The organism is Pseudomonas viciae (genome assembly GCF_004786035.1).
Lineage (GTDB): Bacteria > Pseudomonadota > Gammaproteobacteria > Pseudomonadales > Pseudomonadaceae > Aquipseudomonas > Aquipseudomonas viciae.
This window is the reverse complement of record NZ_CP035088.1, coordinates 2,271,376-2,292,126: the sequence shown is the minus strand read 5'-3', so window position 1 is coordinate 2,292,126 and position 20,751 is coordinate 2,271,376. Positions and strand designations below refer to the sequence as shown.

Below are 20,751 nucleotides of genomic sequence, written 5' to 3'. Positions count from 1 at the left end.
CCACTTCGAAACCAATGTGGGAGCAGGCTCGCTCCCACAGGGATTAGCCGTTACCAGAAACGCTGCTGGGTAAGGCGGCTCCACCAACTCAGCAGCACCCGGTCAACAGAACCGCTGGCCGCCATGCCGATGCGTTCCTGCAAGCTTTTGCGTTCGGCGTAGTGCAGGTGATACAACTCGGCGCCTTTGGCTCGTTCGGCGAGGTATTCGTCGCTGGTCTTCAACTCGTCTACCAGCCCTTTGCCCAGCGCCGCCACACCCAGCCAGACTTCACCGGTGGCCACTTCATCGATGGCCAGTTGCGGGCGGTAATTGGAGACGAAGTTCTTGAACAACGCATGGGTGATATCCAGGTCTTCCTGGAATTTCTCCCGGCCCTTCTCGGTATTTTCGCCGAACACCGTCAACGTGCGCTTGTATTCACCCGCCGTCAGCACTTCGAAATCAATATCGTGCTTCTTCAGCAGCCGGTTGACGTTGGGCAACTGCGCGACAACGCCAATGGAGCCAAGAATGGCGAACGGGGCGCTGATGATCTTCTCGCCGATGCACGCCATCATGTAGCCGCCGCTGGCCGCGACCTTGTCGATACAGACCGTCAACGGCACGCCGGCCTGACGGATCCGCGCCAGTTGCGACGAAGCCAAGCCATAGCTGTGGACCATGCCGCCGCCGCTTTCCAGGCGCAGCACGACTTCGTCCTTCGGGGTCGCCAGGGTCAGCAGCGCGGTGATTTCATGCCGCAGGCTCTCGGTGGCCGAGGCCTTGATGTCGCCGTCGAAATCCAGCACGAACACCCGGGGCTTGGCCGCTGGCTTGTCCTTTTGCTTCTTCTCGGCCTTTTCAGTCTTGCCTTGCGCCTTGCGCAGGGCCTTGAGCTGGTCTTTATCCAGCAGCGTCTGCTCCAGGCGCTCACGCAGCCCTTTGTAGAAATCGTTGAGTTTGCTCACCTGCAACTGGCCGGTCGACTTGCGTCGCCCCTTGCTACGTAACGCGGCAAAACTGGCCAGCACCACCAAAATGGCGATCACCAGCGTCACGGTCTTGGCCAGAAAACCGGCGTATTCGATGAAAAACTCCACAGCAACTCCTTAAATGTAATGCGCCACTGAACGCAGGCGCGTAACAGCCCCAGCATACCCATGCGCCTGCGTCGCGACCAGCCATGAAACCTGTGGTTACCTTAACGCGAGCCTGGCAGGACAAGGCTGTAACGGGCATTTCAAACAAGCGTATGTTTTTTCATTGACAGCTCCCCCCCATCCTCATAACCTCGCCAAACCTTCAACGTACCGGGATGACGCGGACGTGGGCAGCATCTATCTGATTCGACATGGCCAAGCCTCCTTCGGTGCGGACGACTACGATGTCCTTTCGCCCAACGGCGTACGCCAGGCGCAAGTGCTCGGCAGCCACCTGGCAGAGCTCGGCGTGGTGTTCGATCGCTGCCTTTCGGGCGACCTGCGCCGCCAGCAGGACACCGCCACCGGAGCGTTGGGCCAGATGTCCGCCGCCGGGCTGCCGGTTCCCGGACTGGAAATCGACGCCGCATTCAACGAGTTCGACGCCGACGCGGTCATTCGTGCCCTGCTGCCGGACATGCTCCCCCAGGAGCCCGAAGCGCTGCATATCCTGCGCAACGCCGCGCAGAACCGCGCCGAATTCCAGCGCATCTTCGCATTGATCGTCGAGCGCTGGCTCAGCGGCCAGTACGACCCGCCCGGTCTGGAAAGCTGGCTGGGTTTCGTCGAGCGGGTCCAAGCGGGCCTGCATCGCATCCTGGAACAAGCCGACAACACCCAGAAAATCGCTGTGTTCACGTCTGGCGGCACCATCACCGCCCTGCTCCACCTGATCACCCGGATACCCGCCCGACAAGCCTTCGAACTGAACTGGCAAATCGTCAACACCTCGCTCAACCACCTGAAGTTCAGGGGCCGCGAGGTGGCCCTGGCTTCCTTCAACAGTCACGCCCATCTGCAACTGCTGAAGGCCCCGGACCTCATCACCTTTCGCTGAGTCCGGATTACTGTAGACCCTTGCTGTACCACCCAAATAAGGATCGAAACCATGACCTCCGTAGCCGACGCCGTACAAGCCATGAAAGCCAAGTTCAACCCAGCCGCTGCTGCCGGCCTGGACCTGGTATTCGGTTTCCGCATCGACGAAACCAAGAATTTCTCGCTGATCGTCAAGGACAGCACCTGCGAACTGCAGGAAGGTGAAAACCCGGACGCCCAGGTGACCCTGGTAATGGACGGCGAAACCCTCCAAGGCATCGTCGACGGCAGCACCGACGGCATGCAAGCGTTCATGGGCGGCAAGCTGCGCGCCGAAGGCGACATGATGCTGGCGATGAAACTGTCCGAGCTGTTCCCAAGCTGAGACTGCGCTCGCGTTCTTCGCGGGCCTTTTGGCTGCAAACGAATCCCGCCCCCGAGGCGGGATTCGCGTTTTTATCTTCCGATGATTTCCCGCAACACACTCAACCTTGACCCTCGTCAGTTGCCCCTCGCCCTTGAGCCGCTAATTTAGCGCCTCCATCGAAGCCAGGGACGGCTCATCGGGAGCCTGCGCCCGCTCATCTCAAGGAAGAGAGTTTCATGCCCAAACTGAAGATTATTCTGCTGTCGACCGCATTCAATGGCCTGACCCAACGCGCCTGGCTAGAGCTGCGCGAGGCTGGCTATCGCCCCAGCGTGGTGCTGTTCACCGATCCGGCCGCGGTCTGCCAGCAAATCGAAGAAAGCGCCGCCGACCTGGTGATCTGCCCGTTTCTCAAGGACCGCGTACCCGAGCAGCTGTGGCGCAACCCTCGGCGCCCGGTAGTGATCATTCATCCCGGCATTGTCGGCGATCGCGGCGCCAGTGCCCTCGACTGGGCGATCACCCGGCAACCCAAGCGCTGGGGCGTGACGGCGCTGCAGGCGGTAGAAGAAATGGACGCCGGGCCGATTTGGGCCACCTGCGAATTCAACTTGCCCGAGGGCCTGCGCAAATCGCAGTTGTATAACGGCCCGGTCAGCGATGCGGCCATTCGTTGTATCCGCGAAGTCGTGGAGAAATTCAGTAACGGTTTCGTCCCAGTGCCGCTGGATTACAGTCGCCATGACGTGGTCGGGCGCCTGCAACCGAACATGACCCAGGACGACCGCACCTTCAGCTGGCACGACAGCACCGATTTCATCAAGCGCTGCATCGACGCCGCCGACGGCCAGCCGGGTGTGCTCGCGAGCCTGGCCGGCAGCCAGTTTTACCTGTACGACGCCCATCCGGACGTCCGTCGCGGCATGCCCGGCGAACTGCTGGCCGTGCGCGACGATGCGGTGCTGGTGGCGACCGGTGATGCGAGCCTGTGGATCGGCGCCCTGCGCCACAAGCCGCAGCCCGGTGAACAGACCTTCAAACGACCGGCGCGCCATGTGCTCTCGGGACGGCTCGACGATATCCCGCTGCTCGACAGTTCCCTGGCTCGACAACCGTTCAGCGATGAACCCTATCAGCCCATTCGCTACCGGGAGTGCGGCCATGTGGGAGAGCTGACGTTCGAGTTCTATAACGGCGCGATGAGCACCGAGCAATGCCAGCGCCTGGTGCAAGCGCTGCGCTGGGCCAAGTCCCGGGACACCCAAGTGCTGTTGATCCGCGGCGCACGCGGCAGTTTTTCCAACGGCGTGCACCTGAACGTGATCCAGGCCGCCGCCGAACCCGGCCTGGAAGCGTGGGCCAATATCCAAGCCATCGACGATGTTTGCCTGGAGTTGTTCAGCGCCCGGCAACTGGTGGTCAGCGGCCTGACAGGTAACGCCGGGGCCGGCGGTGTGATGCTCGCCCTGGCGGCCGATATCGTTCTGGCGCGCAGTGACATCGTGCTCAACCCGCATTACGCAACTATGGGCCTGTACGGCTCCGAGTACTGGACCTACAGCTTGCCCCGCGCGGTCGGCCCGGACATGGCCTGGAAACTCACCCAGGACTGCTTGCCCATCAGCGCCCTCCAGGCGTTACGCTGCGGCATGGTCCAGGAGATCGGGCCGCGCTGCCCTGACGAGTTCGGTCTGTGGCTGCTGCAACGGGCCAACAGCGCCCTGCTCGATCCGATCTATGAGGCCATCCGGGTTCGCAAGGCCGAACGGAGCCTGCCGGCGATCCAGGCGTGTCGCGCCGGCGAGCTCACGCAAATGCGCCGCGACATGGTGGAAAACCGCCACGGCTTTGCCGAGAAATGCCGCAACTTCGTGCTCAAGCGCAAAGCCTGTCGCACGCCCGAGCGTCTGATCGCCCCCTGGGCGCGAGTGGCTGAGGCTCAAGCCGCTCCATGATTCCCGGTATCGGCGATGCGTGGCAGCTCTTACAATGCCCGCTTCCCTCGCATCGGCCTGACCATGGACATCGACCTCGCCCGCACCTTCCTGGAAATTGTCCGCCACGGCAGTCTCGCTGCGGCGGCCGACAAGCTGCACGTCACCCAGACAGCGATTACCGCCCGGGTACAAAAGCTCGAAAGCCAGCTCGGTTGTGCATTGTTCGTGCGCAACCGAGCCGGCGCACGTCTGACTGCCGATGGCGAAGCCTTCGTGATCTACGCCAACCAACTCGTGCAGACCTGGGAAGCGGCCCGCCGGGATCTGCCGCTGCCCGAGGGCTATCGCAACGTCCTGCATCTGGGTGGCGAGGTCAGCCTGTGTAATCCCTTGATGCTCGCCTGGGCCGGGGAATTGCGGCAGAAGATCCCCGGTCATGCCCTGCGCATGGACATCCGCGACGGTGAAAAACTGCTGCAACAGCTGGAACTGGGCCTGTTGGATGCAGCGGTGGTGTACCAGCCCGAATACTGGCCGCGCCTGCAAGTTGAACAGTTACTGGAAGAAAAACTCATCCTGGTGCGCCTGGCCACCCGTCCGGAACCCTACGTGTACATCGACTGGAGCGCTGACTTCCGCCGCCAGCACGACACCGCCCTGCCGGACAAAGCCAAGGCCGCCGTGACCTTCAACCTTGGCCCACTGGCCCTGCAGTACATCCTGGAGAACGGCGGCAGCGGCTACTTCCGCACTCGCGTCGTGCAGAGTTACCTGGACAGCGGCATCCTGGAACGGGTGCCCAAGGCACCGGAATTCAACTACCCGACCTACCTGGTCTACTCCCGGGACCGGGATTCGGCGGCGTTGCAGCAGGCGTTCGAAGTGCTGCGCGAGATCGTCAAGACCGGCAGCGACTGGTCCCAGCGCTGGGACCCGCTGGGTTGATGGATGCCGGTTCGGCTGCTCCCTGAATATCGACTTTGTTGTGAACTACATCGTGGCGAGGGAGCTTGCTCCCGCTCGGCTGCGCAGCAGTCGTAAAAAAGCTGGGGGACCGTGGCGAATAATTTGGAGCTGCTGCGCAGCCCAGCGGGAGCAAGCTCCCTCGCCACGGGTTTATGGCTTCCTCAAGGGCCCTTCGTAAAAGCCCCCCCACAAGCAGCAAGCAGGACGGTTTTATTGCAACCGCTTAGCGATCTCGTCCTTGATCTGCAACCGTTTCTTCTTGAGTGTCTCCAGGGCCTCGCCGGACAGGGTGGCGGATGTCGGCTTTTCGGCATCCACCACCTCGGCATCAAGTAGGGAATATTTTTGAAATAACGAGTCGAGCCTTGGATCCTCGCTGCGCTTTTGCTGGATGTGGTCTTTTGTGCAGTTGAGATCCTGGCACAAATCGTGGGACACCGGCATGGAACACCTCCTTCAGTGGGTCGGTGGCAGACGCCTTTACGGCGCTCGTCGATGATCAGGATGGCCTCGTCGACGGGGTTCTGTCGACCGCCAATCCGACCAGCGGTGACCGTTCGTCGTAACGGGATATCTTCCAATCAAACCTTTGCCGGCGCACCGCTCTCCATTGAACAGAGACGAAACGAATCGCTCTTTCAACCTGTGTGGAGACCTACCTATGGACGGATTTACCTTGCGTCAACTCGGCCTGGCAGTTGCCCTGAGCACCAGCATGAGCGTGGCCTGGGCCGCGACTTCCAACGACTTCGTCGACAACGCGGCAGCCGGTGGCATCGCGGAAATCGAGACCAGCAAACTGGCGCTGGAAAAGAGTGGCTCGGCGGACATCAAGGCGTTCGCCAACATGATGATCACCGATCACACCAAGGCCAATGAAGAGTTGAAATCGCTGGCGAAAAAACACGACATCGAAGTGCCAGACGACACCACGCTGGTGAAGAAGGCCAAGGAAAAAATCCTCGACCTGCGGGACGAGTCCTTTGATGCAGCCTATGCCAACAACCAAGTGAAGGCTCACGAGGAAACCATCGCCCTGTTCAAGAAAGAAGCCGAGACCGTGACGGACGACAAGAAGCCTGGCAACACTGAGCTCAAAGCGTTCGCCCAGAAGATGCTGCCAGCCCTGCAGCATCACTTGGACGAGGCCAAAAAACTTCAGGCTGCTCATCCAAGCAAGTAATCCTGAGGCACAGAATAAGGCCGTCTTCTTGAAGATGACCTTATTCGACCCAAGTGCGTCGGTGTTCCCGGCTACCGCTGGTCAGCACTGTCATTTATGACAGTAGAATCTTGCAACTCATGCTCCTAGGGTCTCGCTCAACAGACAATCCTGCTTATACAAGCATCCAACCTCTTGGGGGCTTTGCAGTCGCAGGTGCCGCGTAGCAGGAGACAAGTCATGAGCGATGAATCAGTGTTAACGCAAAGCGCTGGCGGTATTACGGTGAAAATCGCCGCACTGCTGGGATGGTTCGCATTGATTCTCCAGCTCTACCTGATCCTGACTTCACGCTGGCAAGGCGGCAAGAGCCTGTTGGGCGGAGTAGACATCTTCTTTAGTTATTTTACGGTGCTGACCAATATCCTGGTGGCCGTGGTGCTGACTTGCGCGGCCACCTCAGGGGATTCGGCGCTGCGGAGATTCTTTCTCAAACCCACGGTCCAGGGCGGTGTAGCCGCTGCCATTATACTGGTGGGGCTGGCGTACAACCTGCTGCTGCGCAATATCTGGAACCCCCAAGGCTTGCAGTGGGTGGCCGATGAATTGCTGCATGACGTGATGCCGGTGCTGTTTGTGGTCTATTGGTGGTTCTGCGTGCCCAAGGGGGCCTTGCAATGGCGAGATGTCTGGCCATGGCTGATCTATCCGCTGGTCTATTTCATCTATGCCCTGGTGCGTGGTCACTTCGTCGGTTCCTACCCCTATCCCTTTATCGAAGTGGACACGCTGGGTTATCCACGAGTGTTCATCAATGCAGTGATGGTGCTGCTGGGATTGGTGGTAGTGTCACTGGTGTTGATTGCCCTGGACCGCTGGAAAGGCAAGCGCTGAGGCCCCGTTGCACAAAAAATGCGCTGGCGCGCCTATCGGCCCAAGTACCAGACGACTCATCGATCCGGGCGGGTAGCACTCAACGTTCCCAGCAATCGGGTCGCGGTTAACCACCATCGGTGTCGATATCAGCGTCAGTGCTTTCATCGGATTTTGGCCGGTCCGGGTCAGGCTTGAAGCCGGGGCTGAAGGTATTGTCATTGTCTTGATGATGATTCTTCTGATCGACCTCGCTGTCAGCGCTCTGGGCCTGGTCCGTCCCGGCGGGGCTGACTGGCTGGGCACCGGCCGGGGTAGTCGACACCTGGGGATCGATGGCCGGGTCGTTACGTGGAGATTGTGTCTGGCCTTGTTGCTGGGTGTTTGCAGGATCGTCGTTCATAGACACCTCGTTCATGACAGGGCCGGAATGATGACCGGTCTTGTCATTCGAAGATGACGCAACAGCTTCGGTTCCATTTGTTTGTATCGCACAGAGTCACCCGCCGCTAATGCCCTTGCCGACACAGGACAATTCGTCGGGCACGATACTTTCGCCAAGCATGGCGAGACAGCAGCCGGCTTAGTGGAAATCGCGACTGCGCACATTGATACCCGCCAGCAATTGCGTCAGGTCGCTCAAGCGCCCGGCGATCAGGTGGCGAACCTCGCCGACGCTTTCCCAGCGCCCGTCGACCCTGAGTAATTGAGAGCCCACCAGGATCTTGCGCTGACGGTCCGCCAAGTCGCGCCAGACCACCACGTTGAGGTTACCGAACTCATCTTCCAGGGTGACGAAGGTCACGCCGCTGGCCGTGCCCGGGCGTTGGCGGCCGGTGACCAGCCCGGCGACGCTGACGTTGCGGCCATGTTCCACCTCTTGCAGCTCCCGCGAACTGCGGCAACGGCGGGCGCGCAGTTCGGGGCGTAGCAAGGCCAGCGGATGAGGGCCCAGGGTCGTGCCGAGCGTGGCGTAATCGGCACACAGGTTTTCGCCCACCGTGGGTGTTGGCAGGGCCACGGGCGGTTCTTCCTGGCTGGGCAAACCGGCGAACAAACCCAGTTGTTTCTGCACCCCGGCGACTTCCCAGCGGGCCCGATGACGATCACCGGCCAAGCCTTGCAAGGCCCCGGCATCGGCCAGTTGCGCCAAAGCCCGGGCATCGAGTTGCGCGCGCTCGCCCAGGTCGGCCACGTCACTGAAAGCCCGCTGCCGGCGGGCCGCTTCGATACGCCGGGCATCCTCTTCGCGAAAGCCCTTGACCAGGCGCAGGCCCATGCGGATCGCCGGTTGCCGGCCTTCCAGGGGTTCGAGGCTGCAATCCCAGTCACTGGCGCGCACGTCCACCGGACGGATCTGCAATTGATGCCTGCGGGCATCCTGGAGGATCTGGTCCGGGCTGTAGAACCCCATGGGCCAGCTGTTGATCAGGGCACAGGCGAACGCCGCCGGTTCGTGGCATTTGAGCCAACTGCTGGCGTAGGTCAACAAGGCGAAACTGGCGGCGTGGGATTCGGGAAAGCCGTAATTGCCGAAGCCCTTGATCTGTTCGAAGATCTGCGCGGCGAATTCGGCGGTGTAACCGTTTTTCTTCATCCCGGCGGCCAGGCGCTCCCGGTGGGGCTCCAAGCCGCCGTGACGTTTCCAGGCAGCCATGGAGCGTCGCAACTGGTCAGCTTCGCCGGGGGTGTAATCGGCCGCGACGATGGCGATCTGCATGACCTGTTCTTGAAACAGCGGCACACCCAAGGTGCGTTTGAGCACTTCTTCCAACGCTTCGGAGGGGTAGATCACCGCCTCCTCTTTGTTCTTGCGCCGCAAGTACGGATGCACCATCCCGCCTTGAATCGGCCCCGGCCGCACGATTGCCACTTCAATGACCAAGTCATAAAACGTCTCGGGTCTCAGTCGAGGCAACATCGACATCTGCGCCCGGGATTCGATCTGGAACACACCGATGGTGTCGGCGCGGGTGATCATTTCGTAGGTCGCCCGATCCTCCTTGGGCAACGACGCCAGGGCATAGCGCTCGCCCCGGTAGCGCTCGATCAAATCGAAACACCGGCGAATCGCACTGAGCATGCCCAGGGCCAAAATATCCACCTTGAGCAACCCCACCGCGTCCAGGTCGTCCTTGTCCCACTGGATGATGGTGCGCTCGGCCATGGCGGCGTTTTCCACCGGCACCAGGGTGTCCAGTGGTTGCTCGGAAATCACAAAGCCGCCAGGGTGCTGGGACAGATGCCGGGGAAAACCGATCAATTGCTGGGTCAGGCTCAGGACCCGGCGCAGCACCGGGCTGTCTGGATCGAAACCGCCCTCGCGCAAGCGCTCCACCGGCGGCGCCTCGTCGCTCCAGCGACCGCAACAATCGGCCAGGGCGTTGACCTGATCCGGCGGCAGCCCCAGGGCCTTGGCGACATCGCGCACCGCCCCGGCGCCGTGGTAACTGCTGACCACCGCCGTCAAAGCCGCACGATGACGACCGTAGCGCTGGAACACGTACTGCAGCACTTCCTCACGCCGCTCATGTTCGAAATCGACGTCGATGTCCGGCGGTTCATTGCGCTCGCGGGACAGGAAACGCTCGAACAACATGCTGGTGCGACTGGGGTCGATTTCGGTGATGCCCAAGGCGTAGCACACCGCCGAGTTCGCTGCCGAACCGCGCCCCTGACAGAGGATTTTCCGGCTGCGAGCGAAGCTGACGATATCCTGCACGGTGAGGAAATAACTGTCGTAGCCCAGCTCGGCGATCAGCGCCAATTCATCGTTGATTTGCCGCCGGACCTTATCTTCCACAGCATTTTTCCAACGCTCACGCATCCCGCGCTCAGTCAGCTCTCGCAGCCACGATGCCGGGTCATGGCCCTCAGGCACCAGTTCCCGTGGGTATTGATAGCGCAACTGACCGAGGTCGAAGGTACAGCGCCGGGCGATCGCCAGGGTTTCCTCGAGCAAGGCGCGAGGATAGAGATCGGCCAGATCCTTGCGGCTGCGCAGATGGCGCTCGCCGTTGGGGTGCAGGCGCTGGCCGGCCTCGGCCACCGTGACGTGGTGCCGGATGGCGGTCATGGTGTCCTGCAAGGCACGCCGGCCGCGCACGTGCATGTGTACATCGCCACTGGCGACAGCCGGCAGGTTCAAGCGCTCTGCCAATGCCAGCAAGTCTGCCAACCGCCGCCGGTCGTCCTGCCCGCAATGCAACTGGACCGCCAGCCACAGGCGCCCGGCAAAAACCTGCTGGAGCCAGCGGCCTTGGTCTTCGGAGTCTTTTCCATCGGGCACCCACAGCGCCAGCAGTCCCGGCAAGGGCTCGTCAAAGTCCTCGCGCACGATGCGATAGCGGCCCTTCTCGCTGCGGCGCCGGGCGCGGGTGATCAGCCGGCACAGGGCTTGATAGCCCTCCAGATTCTCCACCAGCAACACCAGTTTCGGACCGTTTTCGATCTGGATCTCGCTGCCAACGATCAACTGCAGCTTCAGTTCCTTGGCCGCCTGCCAGGCTCGGACGATGCCGGCCAGGGTGCATTCGTCGGTGATTGCCAGGGCTTGGTAACCCTGCTCCTTGGCCCGCCGGCACAACTCCAGGGCGCTGGAGGCGCCGCGCTGGAAGCTGAAATTCGACAGGCAATGCAGCTCGGCATAGTCGACGCTCATGCGAACCAGCCCTGCAGCCACAACGACCCGCCCTCGCCTACCGGTCGATAGGCCCAGCCGCGTTGCCCGGTACGGGTTTCGATCAGGTAGTAATCGCGGCGTACGTCGGCGCCGTCCCACCAGCCGGTCTCGATTCGCTCCGGGCCCATGAGGATACGCGTGTGGCCTTCCGGCAGAACCTGGGGGTCACCGAGCAGCCAGCCGGGACGCAGCACGCCATCGCGCATCGGGCAGGCCTGGGGCCGAGGTTGGGAGGTCATTTGCCAGGCGCATTCAGGCCGATGATCGTCGCGAAACCCCAGGCCCTGCACCGCGTCATCCCCCAGTCGCGCGCGCAGTCGTTCGCGCAGTTGCTCCCAAGGCAAGGACTGTTGCGGGCGCTCATCGAACAATTCCAAGCGCTGAGGCACGAAACTCGGCAAGTCTTCGGCACATAAGCGAAAGCCGCGCACCGGTGCCGCGACCTGCACTTGTTCCAACCGACCACGGGCCAGTTCGAAGAGCATTGAAGGGTCCCGTTCGGCGCTGAGCAGGCCGACTTTGATCAGCGTGTCCGGCAATCCGGCGTGCTCCAGGTGCAGGTCGAAACGCTGCACGCCGCTGTCGCGACCGCACAAGAAGGCCGACAGATCACCGGTCAACCGGCGCAACGGGAACAGCAGCGCCTGGTGGGACTGGACGTCATAGTTGAGCTCGATGCGTACATCGAAGCGGTCCGGCGGCAGGTAGAACGACAGCGCCAGGGTGCGACTGCCGGTCAGCGCGTCGAGGTGCTTGAGCACCTGGGCTTCGAAGCGCCGTGCCAGGGTGTGCCGGGGCAAGGCCTGGACCTGGCTCAGACGGCGCAGGCCCATGCGCGACAACGCCGTGGCGACGTCGGGTTCCAGGCCGATCCGCTCCACCGGCATGTGTCCCAGGCACTGTTGCAAAGTCTCACTATCGGGCACTACCAGGGCGTCATAGGCATTGGCCAAGACCCGCGCCGCCACCGGGTTCGGGGCCGCGACGATGCGATGACGAAACCCCAGCTCAGTCAGCTCGGCCCGCAACCGCGCCTCGAACACCGGCCAGGGCCCAAACAGGCCCAGGCTCGACTCGATCTCGAACAGCACCGTACGCGGGTAATGCACGCTGACCTGGGAACTGAAACGATAGGCCCAGGCCGCCAGGAACTGTTGCCAGTGTGCGATCTGCGCCACGTCGTATTCGGCGGTGGCGAAACCTTTGCTCAGGGCCTGGGCGGCGGTCATGGTCTGGCCGGGCCGCAAGCCCAAGGCGCGGGCCGGGGCATTGACAGCTTGCAGCACCCGGCGTTGGGCCGGACCGGTCAGCAAAGCCAGGGGTTCGTCGGGATCGGGGCGCTGACGCAGCGCGGCGTCCAGCGCCAATTGCGGGAAGAGAATACAGACCCAGCGCATCGCAACCTCAATGCCCTGTCTGTGTGGAGAGCGCGGCAAAAGCGATCGGTGCCGAACGGGCCAGTCCGCCGCGGCACTTGAGCACGCGCAACTGCCCAGGCCGGGCATCGATGGCGATGCGCAGGGCCGCCGGTGATGGGTTGATGGCCTCCTGGATCGAGCGCCAGGCGAACGCCAGGGTCTGGCCGGTTTCCGCCGCCACTTGCAGGCGACGCAGGGCCCGGTCGTCAACCAGGCGAGGCCAGCACAGCACCGCGCCACAACTGCCCGAGCGCAAGCATTGTTCGGTGGCCCACAGGGCCTCGCGCTCATCGGCGCGGATCACCGACAACTGGCTCAGATCGACCCCGGCGCTCTGCCAGGCCTGGGGATAGGGCACGAACGGCGGCGCCACCAGCACGACTCGCTCCCCTGCCGCCGACAGCCGCGCCAGGGTCGGCCACACCAGTTGCAACTCGCCTATACCGGGTGCGGCGATAAGCAATTCCGTCAGCGCCGCTTCCGGCCAACCACCGCTGGGCAACGCCGCGTCCAGTGCCGCATGGCCAGTGGGGTGCGGGCTGGTGACCGCAGGCGCAGGCCGGCCCTTCCAGACCTGGCCGCCGTTGAACAGCGTATCCAATGCAACGACGGCGCCCATCAGCCTTGCCTCAACAGGCCACAGAACACCCCTTCAATCGCCAGGTCCTGGTCGGCTTCGACGATGATCGGTTGGTAGGCCGGGTTGCGTGGCAGCAAACGTACACGTTCGCCAATTCGCTCGAAACGCTTGATGGTGACTTCACCGTCCAGGCGCGCCACGACGATCTGGCCGTTGGAGGCCTGGGGCGTGCGCTGCACCCCCACCAGATCACCGTCGAGAATGCCGTCCTCGATCATCGAGTCGCCCTGGACCCGCAGCAGGTAATCCGGCGCCTTGGTGAACATTGCCGGGTCCAGCATCAGACGGCTGTGGACCTCGGCGTCGGCGCCAATCGGCAGGCCGGCAGCCACCCGCCCCAGCACCGGCACGTCCAGCAGCTCGGGACGCGGTGGCTGGTTCAGCAAGCGGATACCCCGGGCCTGGTGCGGATTGACTTCGATAAAACCGGCTTCGGTCAACGCCAGCACATGCTTGCGCGCCACGCTGCGCGAGGCAAAACCAAACGCCTCGCTGATTTCAGCGAGGCTGGGAGGCTGGCCCTGATCGGCGATGCGTTCGCGGATGAAGGTCAGGATGGCGGTACGGCGAGGAGTGAGAGTCGTCATGGAGTACATTTGTACTCCTGTCGGTTTTTTCTGACAAGCACCGCCAGTCAGCTCACAGACTCAGAGCCCACCGCCAACCCTTATGAGAGCAAGCTCCCTCGCCACGGGGGTTGGGCCGACCGCGAATTCCCTAGCGCTGCTAAGGAAGCAGCAACCCCTGCTCGCGCTCGCACAACTGCACCACGTAATCCCACAACACCCGCAGCCGCACAGACTTGTGCAATTCGCGGCGGGTGCTGATCCAGTAGCTGCGGCGGATGGTTTCGTCTGGTAGCAAGGGCACCAGCGCCGGGTCGCCGCTGGCCATGTAGCAAGGCAGCACGGCGATCCCCAGCCCCGAACGCGCGGCCTGTTGCTGCGCGATGACGCTGGTACTGTGGAACACCACGCGGGGGTTGCGGCAAAAGCTGTTGAGGAACATCAGTTCCTGGCTGAACAGCAAGTCATCGACGTAGCCGATCCAGGCGTGACGAGCCAGGTCCTCGCGGCTGCGCAACGCTGGCGAGCGGTCCAGGTAGGCCTGGCTGGCGTACAGCGCCAGGCTGTAGTCGGTGAGTTTGCGCGTCACCAGCAGGTCGGCCGCCGGGCGTTCGAGGTGGATGCTGATTTCCGCCTCACGGTTGAGGATGCTGACAAATCGCGGCACCGCCACCAGTTCCACCTCCAGCCCCGGATAACGTTGGAACAGCCCGTCCATGCGGCTGGCCAGAAACATGATGCCCAACCCTTCGGTCACCCCCAGGCGGATCTTGCCCAGGGGCGCGCTGGACTGGGTGATGTCCTCCTGGGCCAGCAACGCCACGTTTTCCATGGCCTCAGCGTGCTTGAGCAACGTTTCGCCGGCCGGGGTCAGTTCATAACCCTGGGCATGCTGGACAAACAACGCAGTGCCAAGGCTCTTTTCGATGGCTTCGATGTGCCGGGCCACCGTGGCATGGGTGGTGTTGAGGCGACGGGCGGCCGTCAGCAAACGGCCACTGCGTTGCAGTTCGAGAAAATAGCGCAGGTCATTCCAATCGAACATGGACCATCCTTGAACACGCCTGAAGGCATGATTGTTTAAAAACGCACAGCCGCTGCGCAAAAACTAACATTCTTTTGACGAAAACTAACAACTAGGATGGACCCCACAAGAATAAAAATGAGGTCGCGAATGCAACCTGTCGTCGATGAATACGATTACGTGATCGTGGGCGCCGGCCCTGCCGGATGCCTGCTGGCCAATCGGCTTTCGGCCAACCCGCAACATCGGGTGCTGCTGCTCGAAGCCGGCGGGCGCGACAACTATCCGTGGATTCACATCCCGGTCGGCTACCTGTTCTGCATCGGCAACCCGCGCACCGACTGGTGCTTCAAGACCGAAGCGCAGCCAGGCCTGCAAGGGCGCGCCCTGAGTTACCCACGGGGCAAGGTGTTGGGTGGCTGCTCCTCGATCAACGGCATGATCTACATGCGCGGCCAGGCCGCGGACTACGACGGCTGGGCCGCCGAGGGCAATCCCGGCTGGGCCTGGAAGGACGTGCTGCCGCTGTTCCGGCAAAGCGAAAATCACTTTGCCGGAGCGTCCGAATTCCACGGCGCCAGCGGGGAATGGCGGGTCGAACGCCAGCGCCTGTCATGGCCGATTCTCGATGCATTTCGCAGCGCCGCCGAGCAGACTGGCATCCCCAACGTCGACGACTTCAATGGCGGCGACAATGAAGGCTGCGGCTACTTCCAGGTCAACCAGAAAGCCGGGGTACGCTGGAACGCGGCCAAGGCCTTTCTCAAACCGATTCGCCAGCGCCCCAACCTCACGGTATTGACCGACGTCGAAGTCGACCGCGTGTTGCTGCGTGATGACCGGGCCCACGCTGTCAGTGCCCGCTGGCAAGGCAAGGGCATGACCTTCAAGGCCCGCAAGGAAATCGTGCTGTGCGCCGGAGCCGTTGGTTCGCCGGGGATCCTGCAGCGCTCCGGGATCGGCCCGCGCAGCCTGCTGCAGCGCCTGGGCATCGGTGTGGTGCATGAACTGCCCGGCGTGGGCGACAACCTGCAGGATCACCTGCAATTGCGGCTGATCTACCAATTGGAAAACGCCCGGACCCTGAACCAGATCGCCGGCACCTTGTGGGGCAAGATGGGCATGGGCCTGCGCTACCTGTACGACCGCAGCGGCCCGCTGTCCATGGCCCCCAGCCAACTCGGCGCGTTTGCCCGATCGGGGCCGGAACAGACCTCGGCCAACCTTGAATACCATGTGCAGCCATTGTCCCTGGAACGCTTCGGCGAACCGCTGCACAGCTTCCCGGCGTTCACCGCGTCGGTCTGTGACCTGCGCCCACAAAGCCGTGGCCGGGTCGATATCCGCTCGGCCGACCCGCACGAAGCACCGTTGATCCAGCCCAATTACCTGAGCCATCCCGAAGACCTGCGGGTCGCCGCCGACGCTATTCGCCTGACCCGACGCATCGTCGCGGCCCCGGCCCTGAGCGCCTTCAAACCGGTGGAATACCTGCCGGGCACCAGCCTGCAAACCGAAGAGCAACTGCACCAGGCCGCCGCGCGCATCGGCACGACGATTTTCCACCCGGTGGGCACCTGCCGCATGGGCCAGGACTGCGATGCGGTGGTGGATGCGCAACTGCGCGTGCATGGCATCAAGTGCCTGCGCATCGCCGACGCCTCGATCATGCCCCGCATCACCTCGGGCAACACCTGCTCGCCGACGCTGATGATTGCCGAGAAGGCGGCGCAGATGATGCTTGAACAGGACACCAGGAGCACCACGATCCAGAAGGAGCCAGCCACGGTCTGAAGAACAAGTAAGTCCCCCTGTGGGAGCGAGCAAGCCCGCTCCCACAGGGGAATGTGCGTACGAAGGAAGGCAGGAGACGCCACCCCGGCGTCGACAGTGGAACAACAAAAACAATCACTGTGAGGGATACCGCTATGTCTGAACATGTTCAGCCCCTGGAAGCTACGCGCAGCGTCGGCACCAGCCAGGAAACCCAGAAAGTCATCTTCGCCTCGTCCCTGGGGACGGTGTTCGAGTGGTACGACTTTTTCCTCTACGGCGCCCTGGCGGCGGTGATCAGCAAGCAGTTCTTCGCCGGGGTCAACGACACCACGGCGTTCATCTTCGCCCTGATGGCGTTCGCCGCCGGTTTCATCGTGCGGCCGTTCGGTGCGCTGGTGTTCGGCCGGCTGGGAGACATGATCGGGCGCAAATACACGTTCCTGGCAACCATCGTCCTCATGGGCCTGGCGACGTTCTGTGTCGGCCTGCTGCCCAACTACGCCAGCATCGGCATCGCCGCGCCGATCATCCTGGTGGTGTTGCGCATGCTCCAGGGCCTGGCCCTGGGCGGTGAGTACGGCGGCGCGGCCACCTACGTCGCCGAGCACGCGCCAATGGGCAAGCGCGGTTTTCATACCAGCTGGATTCAGTCCACCGCCACGCTGGGGCTGTTGCTCTCGCTGTTGGTGGTGCTGGGCTGCCGCTACTTCACCGGCGATCAGTTCGAAGTCTGGGGCTGGCGTATTCCGTTCCTGTTGTCGATCCTGCTGCTGGGCATTTCCACCTGGATTCGCCTGAGCCTGCACGAGTCGCCAGCCTTCGTGAAAATGAAAGAAGAAGGCAAGTGCTGCAAAGCGCCGATCCGCGAATCCTTCGGCAACTGGGAAAACCTGAAAGTGGTGTTGATCGCCCTGTTCAGCATCAACGCCGGGCAAGCGGTGACCTTCTACGCCGCGCAATTCTACGTGCTGTTTTTCCTCACCCAGTTCCTGAAGATGGACCCGGCCCTGGCCAACAGCCTGCTGATCGTCAGTGTGGTGATCGGCGCACCGTTCTTCATTTTCTTTGGCTGGCTGTCGGACAAGGTCGGGCGCAAACCGGTGTTGATGATCGGCCTGCTGCTGGCCACGGCGCTGTACTTCCCGATCTTCAAGACTCTGGCCCACTACGCCAACCCGGCCATCGACCAGGCGAGCCGCCAGGCGCCGATCACCGTGCTCGCCGACCCGGCCACCTGCACCTTCCAGTTCGACCCGGTGGGCAAGGCGCGTTTCGACAGCCCTTGCGACAAGGTCAAGACCTTCCTGGTCAAACAAGGCCTGCCCTACAGCAGTGTCGCGGCGCCGGCCGGCAGCAATGTGCAGGTCAGCGTCGGTGAGGTGACGATCGATGGCTACGACGAAGCCGCCCTGCGCGGCGCGGTGACCCTGGCGGGCTACCCGCAACAGGCCGACGCCCAGCAGATCAACCGGCCGATGATCGTGGCCCTGATCGTGGCGCTGATCATCATTTCCGCGATGTGCTACGGCCCGCTGGCGGCGCTGATGGTCGAACTGTTCCCCACCCGGATCCGCTACACCTCCATGTCCCTGCCCTACCACATCGGCAACGGCTGGTTCGGCGGCTTCCTGCCCACCGTGTCGTTTGCCCTGGTGGTCTACACCGGGGACATTTTCTATGGGCTGTGGTACCCGGTGGTGATCACCGGGGTGAGCCTTGTGGTGGGTATGATCTGCCTGCGGGAAACCCGGAACGTGGACCTGGATAAAAACTGAGGGCAAAACCGTGGCGAGGGCACTTGTTCCCTCGCCAGCGGATCAGAAGCGCGCCTTCATGGTCATGGTGAAGTTGCGCGGTTCACCGTAATAGTTACCGAAGTTCTCGGTCCCGATGGTGCTGTAGTAGCGCTTGTCGAACAGGTTGTTGCCATTGAGGGCCAACGACCAGGTGTCATCAATGCGGTAGCCGACACGCCCGTTCCACACGGCATAACCAGCCTGGGTGATCTTCTCGCCCGTCGCCGGCGATACCCGGAAATTGTCGCTTTGGGCGTTGACCCCGGCACCGACGCTGAACCGTTCGAACGCCCCACCCAGGGCGTAATCGCCCCACAGGCGCAGCACATGACGCGGCACATAGCTGTTGAACGAGCCGCCGTTGAGGCTGGTGTCAATGTCATCCAGGGTCTTGGTCTGGGTGTAGGTGTAGCCGGCAAGCAACTGCAGGCGCTCGATGACTTCACCGCTGATCTCGGCTTCGAAGCCCTGGGCGCGCACCTTGCCGGCGTTCTCATAGCAAAAACCGTCCGAGGACGAACAGCTTGAGATGTAGTCGGTCTGGGCCTGGTCTTTCTGCAGCGTGCGGAACAGGTTGAAGGCGCTGTTCAGACGGCCCTCGAACCATTCGCCCTTGATCCCCAGCTCATAGCTTTCACCCACCAGGGGCTTGAGTGCCGAACCGCTTTCGGAGCGGTAGTTGCCTTGGGGGGTGAAAATGTCCGAGTAACTGGCGTAGGCCGTCAGGTGTTCGTTGAGGTCCAGCAACACGGCGGCAAACGGGGTGACCTGGCCCGTCTCCGTGCTCTTGGCGTGCTCCGAGCCACCGGTGAGGAACACCGAGTCGGTCTTGGAGTTGTACCAGCTCACCCGGCTGCCCACGACAAAGGTCAATGGGTCCGCCAGTTTCAGGCGCAGGGTCGAATACAGGCCTTGTTGCCGGGTGACGGTTTTAACCGGGCCACCGCGCGTCGAGTTCTCGATGAAGTAACTGTCGTCCGGTTCCGGAATGTGTCGATCCGGATCGAATACGTTCTGTTGCTGCGGCAGGAAGGCGACCGAGAAAAAATCATCCTTGTCCGAACGGCTGGCGTTGAAGCCGACGATCAATTCATGCTGCTGCCCGAAGGCGTCGAACTTGCCGTCCAAGTAGGCGTCGAGGCCGTAATCGATCTGGTCATAGTCGTACATGCTGCCCAGCACGTTGGTGGTCGAGACGCCCGGCGTCACCGAGCCGGATGCAAAGGCGTATTTGATGTCCTGGGTGTTTTTCGTATAGACACCGGCCACCTTCACGGCCCAGTCGTCATTGAGCTGATGCTTGAGATCGCTGAACACCGTGGTCCGCTGGCTACGCCAGGTGTTCCACGACGGATCCAGGCAAGTGGAGCGACTGAGTTTCAAATCGCTGCCATCCCTATAGCGCGGCTGCCCGCCCCAGCAAGGGCTCGCATCGACGTCTTCATAGGCCAGGCCCAGGCCGAGGGTGGTGTCGGGCGTCAGGTCGAAGTCCAGGGCGCCGTAATAAATCTGGTCCTTGCGCCGGGCATCGTCGTAGAAATAATGCCGGCTCTGCTCGGCGATCACCGCCCTGCCCCGCACGGTACCGGAATCATTCAGCGGGCCACCGGTATCGACCTGCCCACGGTAGTTGTCCCAGGTGCCACCGGACAGGCTGAGTTCTGTCTGCGCCGTGGCCTGGCCGCGTTTACGGACGAAATTGACGCCGCCAGAGGTACCGCCCGCCCCCTTCATCATCCCGGCGGCACCGCGCAGGACTTCGACCCGGTCGTAATACGCCATGTCACTGCTGAAACTGTCGGCCTGGACATAGCTGTTGCCCATGTCCAGCGGAACCCCGTCATATTGATACTGACCGGACATCCGGAACCCACGGGAATAGAAATACTTGCCGCCCATGGTCGAGTCGTAGACGGTAATACCGGGCGTCTTTTCCATCACTTGATCGATGGTGTTCAGGTTCTGGTCATCGAGCATTTTGCGGGTGATCACCGTCACCGATTGCGGCGTCTCACGCAGAGAATGCTCGCCTTTGCCGATCGTGACCGCCCCCGTCGTGTAGGAGCCACTGTTCTCGGTGGTCGCTCCGAGCATCTGCCCTTCGATGGTGGTTGCTCCCAGCTCCATGATCGAACCATTGGCGGGCAGTTGGCGCAGCACGTACGTGCCGTTGGCCTGGAGGTCGGCTTGCAGGCCGCTACCGCCAAGAATACGGGCAAACCCATCACTCACGCCGAACGAACCTCTCAGGCCGGGCGATTGCAGACCCTGGAGTTGCCGGGCATCAAACGAAATGGCGACACCGGCGGTGCTGGAGAACCGGGTCAGGACATCCACCAGGCTACCGGCCCCGATATCGTAAGCCTGCGCCGAACGCTGCTGCGCCGAGTCCACTGGAACCGGGCTGGCATTCACAACCCCGACGCTGGCGGTCGTGACGACCAACAAGCCGATTTTCACTGCAGACACCAGATGACCTGGCACGCTCACCCAAGACATGCTTCCCCTCCCCAAAAACGGTCGATAAAAACTCACTGAGGAAGA

17 protein-coding genes are annotated in these 20,751 nt (G+C 62.3%); 8 read left to right on the top strand and 9 right to left on the bottom strand.

Annotation, left to right across the window (positions count from 1 at the left end; genetic code table 11):
- Nucleotides 1-50: 50 nt before the first annotated feature.
- The gene (sohB, locus tag EPZ47_RS10520; protein ID WP_135844704.1) at nucleotides 51-1,082 is read right to left on the bottom strand and encodes a protease SohB; all 1,032 of its coding nucleotides are present in this window, start codon (nucleotides 1,080-1,082) and stop codon (nucleotides 51-53) included.
- A gap of 226 nt (nucleotides 1,083-1,308) precedes the next feature.
- Here sohB and EPZ47_RS10515 point away from each other — a divergent pair, with 226 nt between their 5' ends.
- The 4 genes from EPZ47_RS10515 to EPZ47_RS10500 all read left to right on the top strand — a co-directional run bounded on the left by EPZ47_RS10515 (nucleotide 1,309) and on the right by EPZ47_RS10500 (nucleotide 5,249).
- Nucleotides 1,309-2,019: a histidine phosphatase family protein gene (locus EPZ47_RS10515; RefSeq protein WP_135844703.1), complete on the top strand. Its 711-nt coding sequence runs from the start codon at nucleotides 1,309-1,311 to the stop codon at nucleotides 2,017-2,019.
- Between the two features lie 51 nt (nucleotides 2,020-2,070).
- Nucleotides 2,071-2,385: an SCP2 sterol-binding domain-containing protein gene (locus tag EPZ47_RS10510; RefSeq protein WP_030137963.1), complete on the top strand. Its 315-nt coding sequence runs from the start codon at nucleotides 2,071-2,073 to the stop codon at nucleotides 2,383-2,385.
- Between the two features lie 218 nt (nucleotides 2,386-2,603).
- Nucleotides 2,604-4,322 carry a hydrogenase maturation protein gene (locus tag EPZ47_RS10505; RefSeq protein ID WP_135844702.1) on the top strand — a complete coding sequence of 573 codons (1,719 nt, stop codon included), beginning with the start codon at nucleotides 2,604-2,606 and terminating at the stop codon, nucleotides 4,320-4,322.
- A gap of 63 nt (nucleotides 4,323-4,385) precedes the next feature.
- Entirely contained in the window at nucleotides 4,386-5,249 is an 864-nt protein-coding gene (locus tag EPZ47_RS10500) for a LysR family transcriptional regulator (RefSeq protein WP_135847969.1), read from the top strand.
- A gap of 231 nt (nucleotides 5,250-5,480) precedes the next feature.
- Here EPZ47_RS10500 and EPZ47_RS10490 read toward each other — a convergent pair whose 3' ends face one another.
- On the bottom strand, nucleotides 5,481-5,714 hold the full coding sequence (locus EPZ47_RS10490) for an HP1242/YdcH family protein (protein ID WP_135844700.1): 234 nt from the start codon (nucleotides 5,712-5,714) through the stop codon (nucleotides 5,481-5,483).
- Between the two features lie 217 nt (nucleotides 5,715-5,931).
- Here EPZ47_RS10490 and EPZ47_RS10485 point away from each other — a divergent pair, with 217 nt between their 5' ends.
- Nucleotides 5,932-6,453, top strand: a complete 522-nt coding sequence (locus tag EPZ47_RS10485) for a DUF4142 domain-containing protein (protein ID WP_135844699.1) — start codon at nucleotides 5,932-5,934, stop codon at nucleotides 6,451-6,453.
- Nucleotides 6,454-6,672: 219 nt separating this feature from the next.
- Nucleotides 6,673-7,326 (top strand): Pr6Pr family membrane protein, encoded by a 654-nt coding sequence (locus tag EPZ47_RS10480; protein WP_135844698.1) that lies wholly within the window; start codon nucleotides 6,673-6,675, stop codon nucleotides 7,324-7,326.
- Between the two features lie 106 nt (nucleotides 7,327-7,432).
- Here EPZ47_RS10480 and EPZ47_RS10475 read toward each other — a convergent pair whose 3' ends face one another.
- The 6 genes from EPZ47_RS10475 to EPZ47_RS10450 all read right to left on the bottom strand — a co-directional run bounded on the left by EPZ47_RS10475 (nucleotide 7,433) and on the right by EPZ47_RS10450 (nucleotide 14,656).
- On the bottom strand, nucleotides 7,433-7,708 hold the full coding sequence (locus tag EPZ47_RS10475; RefSeq protein WP_135844697.1) for a hypothetical protein: 276 nt from the start codon (nucleotides 7,706-7,708) through the stop codon (nucleotides 7,433-7,435).
- Between the two features lie 180 nt (nucleotides 7,709-7,888).
- The gene (locus EPZ47_RS10470) at nucleotides 7,889-10,987 is read right to left on the bottom strand and encodes an error-prone DNA polymerase (protein ID WP_178084245.1); all 3,099 of its coding nucleotides are present in this window, start codon (nucleotides 10,985-10,987) and stop codon (nucleotides 7,889-7,891) included.
- On the bottom strand, nucleotides 10,963-12,384 hold the full coding sequence (locus tag EPZ47_RS10465) for a Y-family DNA polymerase (RefSeq protein ID WP_135844695.1): 1,422 nt from the start codon (nucleotides 12,382-12,384) through the stop codon (nucleotides 10,963-10,965). The genes EPZ47_RS10470 and EPZ47_RS10465 overlap by 25 nt, the downstream gene beginning before the upstream one ends.
- 7 nt (nucleotides 12,385-12,391) lie before the next feature.
- Entirely contained in the window at nucleotides 12,392-13,024 is a 633-nt protein-coding gene (gene imuA / locus EPZ47_RS10460; protein ID WP_135844694.1) for a translesion DNA synthesis-associated protein ImuA, read from the bottom strand.
- The gene (gene lexA / locus EPZ47_RS10455) at nucleotides 13,024-13,641 is read right to left on the bottom strand and encodes a transcriptional repressor LexA (RefSeq protein ID WP_135844693.1); all 618 of its coding nucleotides are present in this window, start codon (nucleotides 13,639-13,641) and stop codon (nucleotides 13,024-13,026) included. Before lexA ends, imuA begins: the two co-directional genes overlap by 1 nt.
- A gap of 130 nt (nucleotides 13,642-13,771) precedes the next feature.
- Complete coding sequence (locus tag EPZ47_RS10450; protein ID WP_135844692.1) at nucleotides 13,772-14,656, bottom strand: LysR family transcriptional regulator; 885 nt, start codon at nucleotides 14,654-14,656, stop codon at nucleotides 13,772-13,774.
- Nucleotides 14,657-14,785: 129 nt separating this feature from the next.
- Here EPZ47_RS10450 and EPZ47_RS10445 point away from each other — a divergent pair, with 129 nt between their 5' ends.
- Together EPZ47_RS10445 and EPZ47_RS10440 are read left to right on the top strand one after the other, a co-directional pair.
- Nucleotides 14,786-16,429 (top strand): GMC family oxidoreductase, encoded by a 1,644-nt coding sequence (locus EPZ47_RS10445; RefSeq protein WP_135844691.1) that lies wholly within the window; start codon nucleotides 14,786-14,788, stop codon nucleotides 16,427-16,429.
- 134 nt (nucleotides 16,430-16,563) lie between these two features.
- Nucleotides 16,564-18,186: an MFS transporter gene (locus EPZ47_RS10440; RefSeq protein WP_135844690.1), complete on the top strand. Its 1,623-nt coding sequence runs from the start codon at nucleotides 16,564-16,566 to the stop codon at nucleotides 18,184-18,186.
- A gap of 42 nt (nucleotides 18,187-18,228) precedes the next feature.
- On the opposite strand, the gene EPZ47_RS10435 is transcribed toward EPZ47_RS10440, so the two are convergent.
- Nucleotides 18,229-20,706: a TonB-dependent siderophore receptor gene (locus EPZ47_RS10435; RefSeq protein ID WP_135844689.1), complete on the bottom strand. Its 2,478-nt coding sequence runs from the start codon at nucleotides 20,704-20,706 to the stop codon at nucleotides 18,229-18,231.
- Nucleotides 20,707-20,751: the final 45 nt, after the last annotated feature.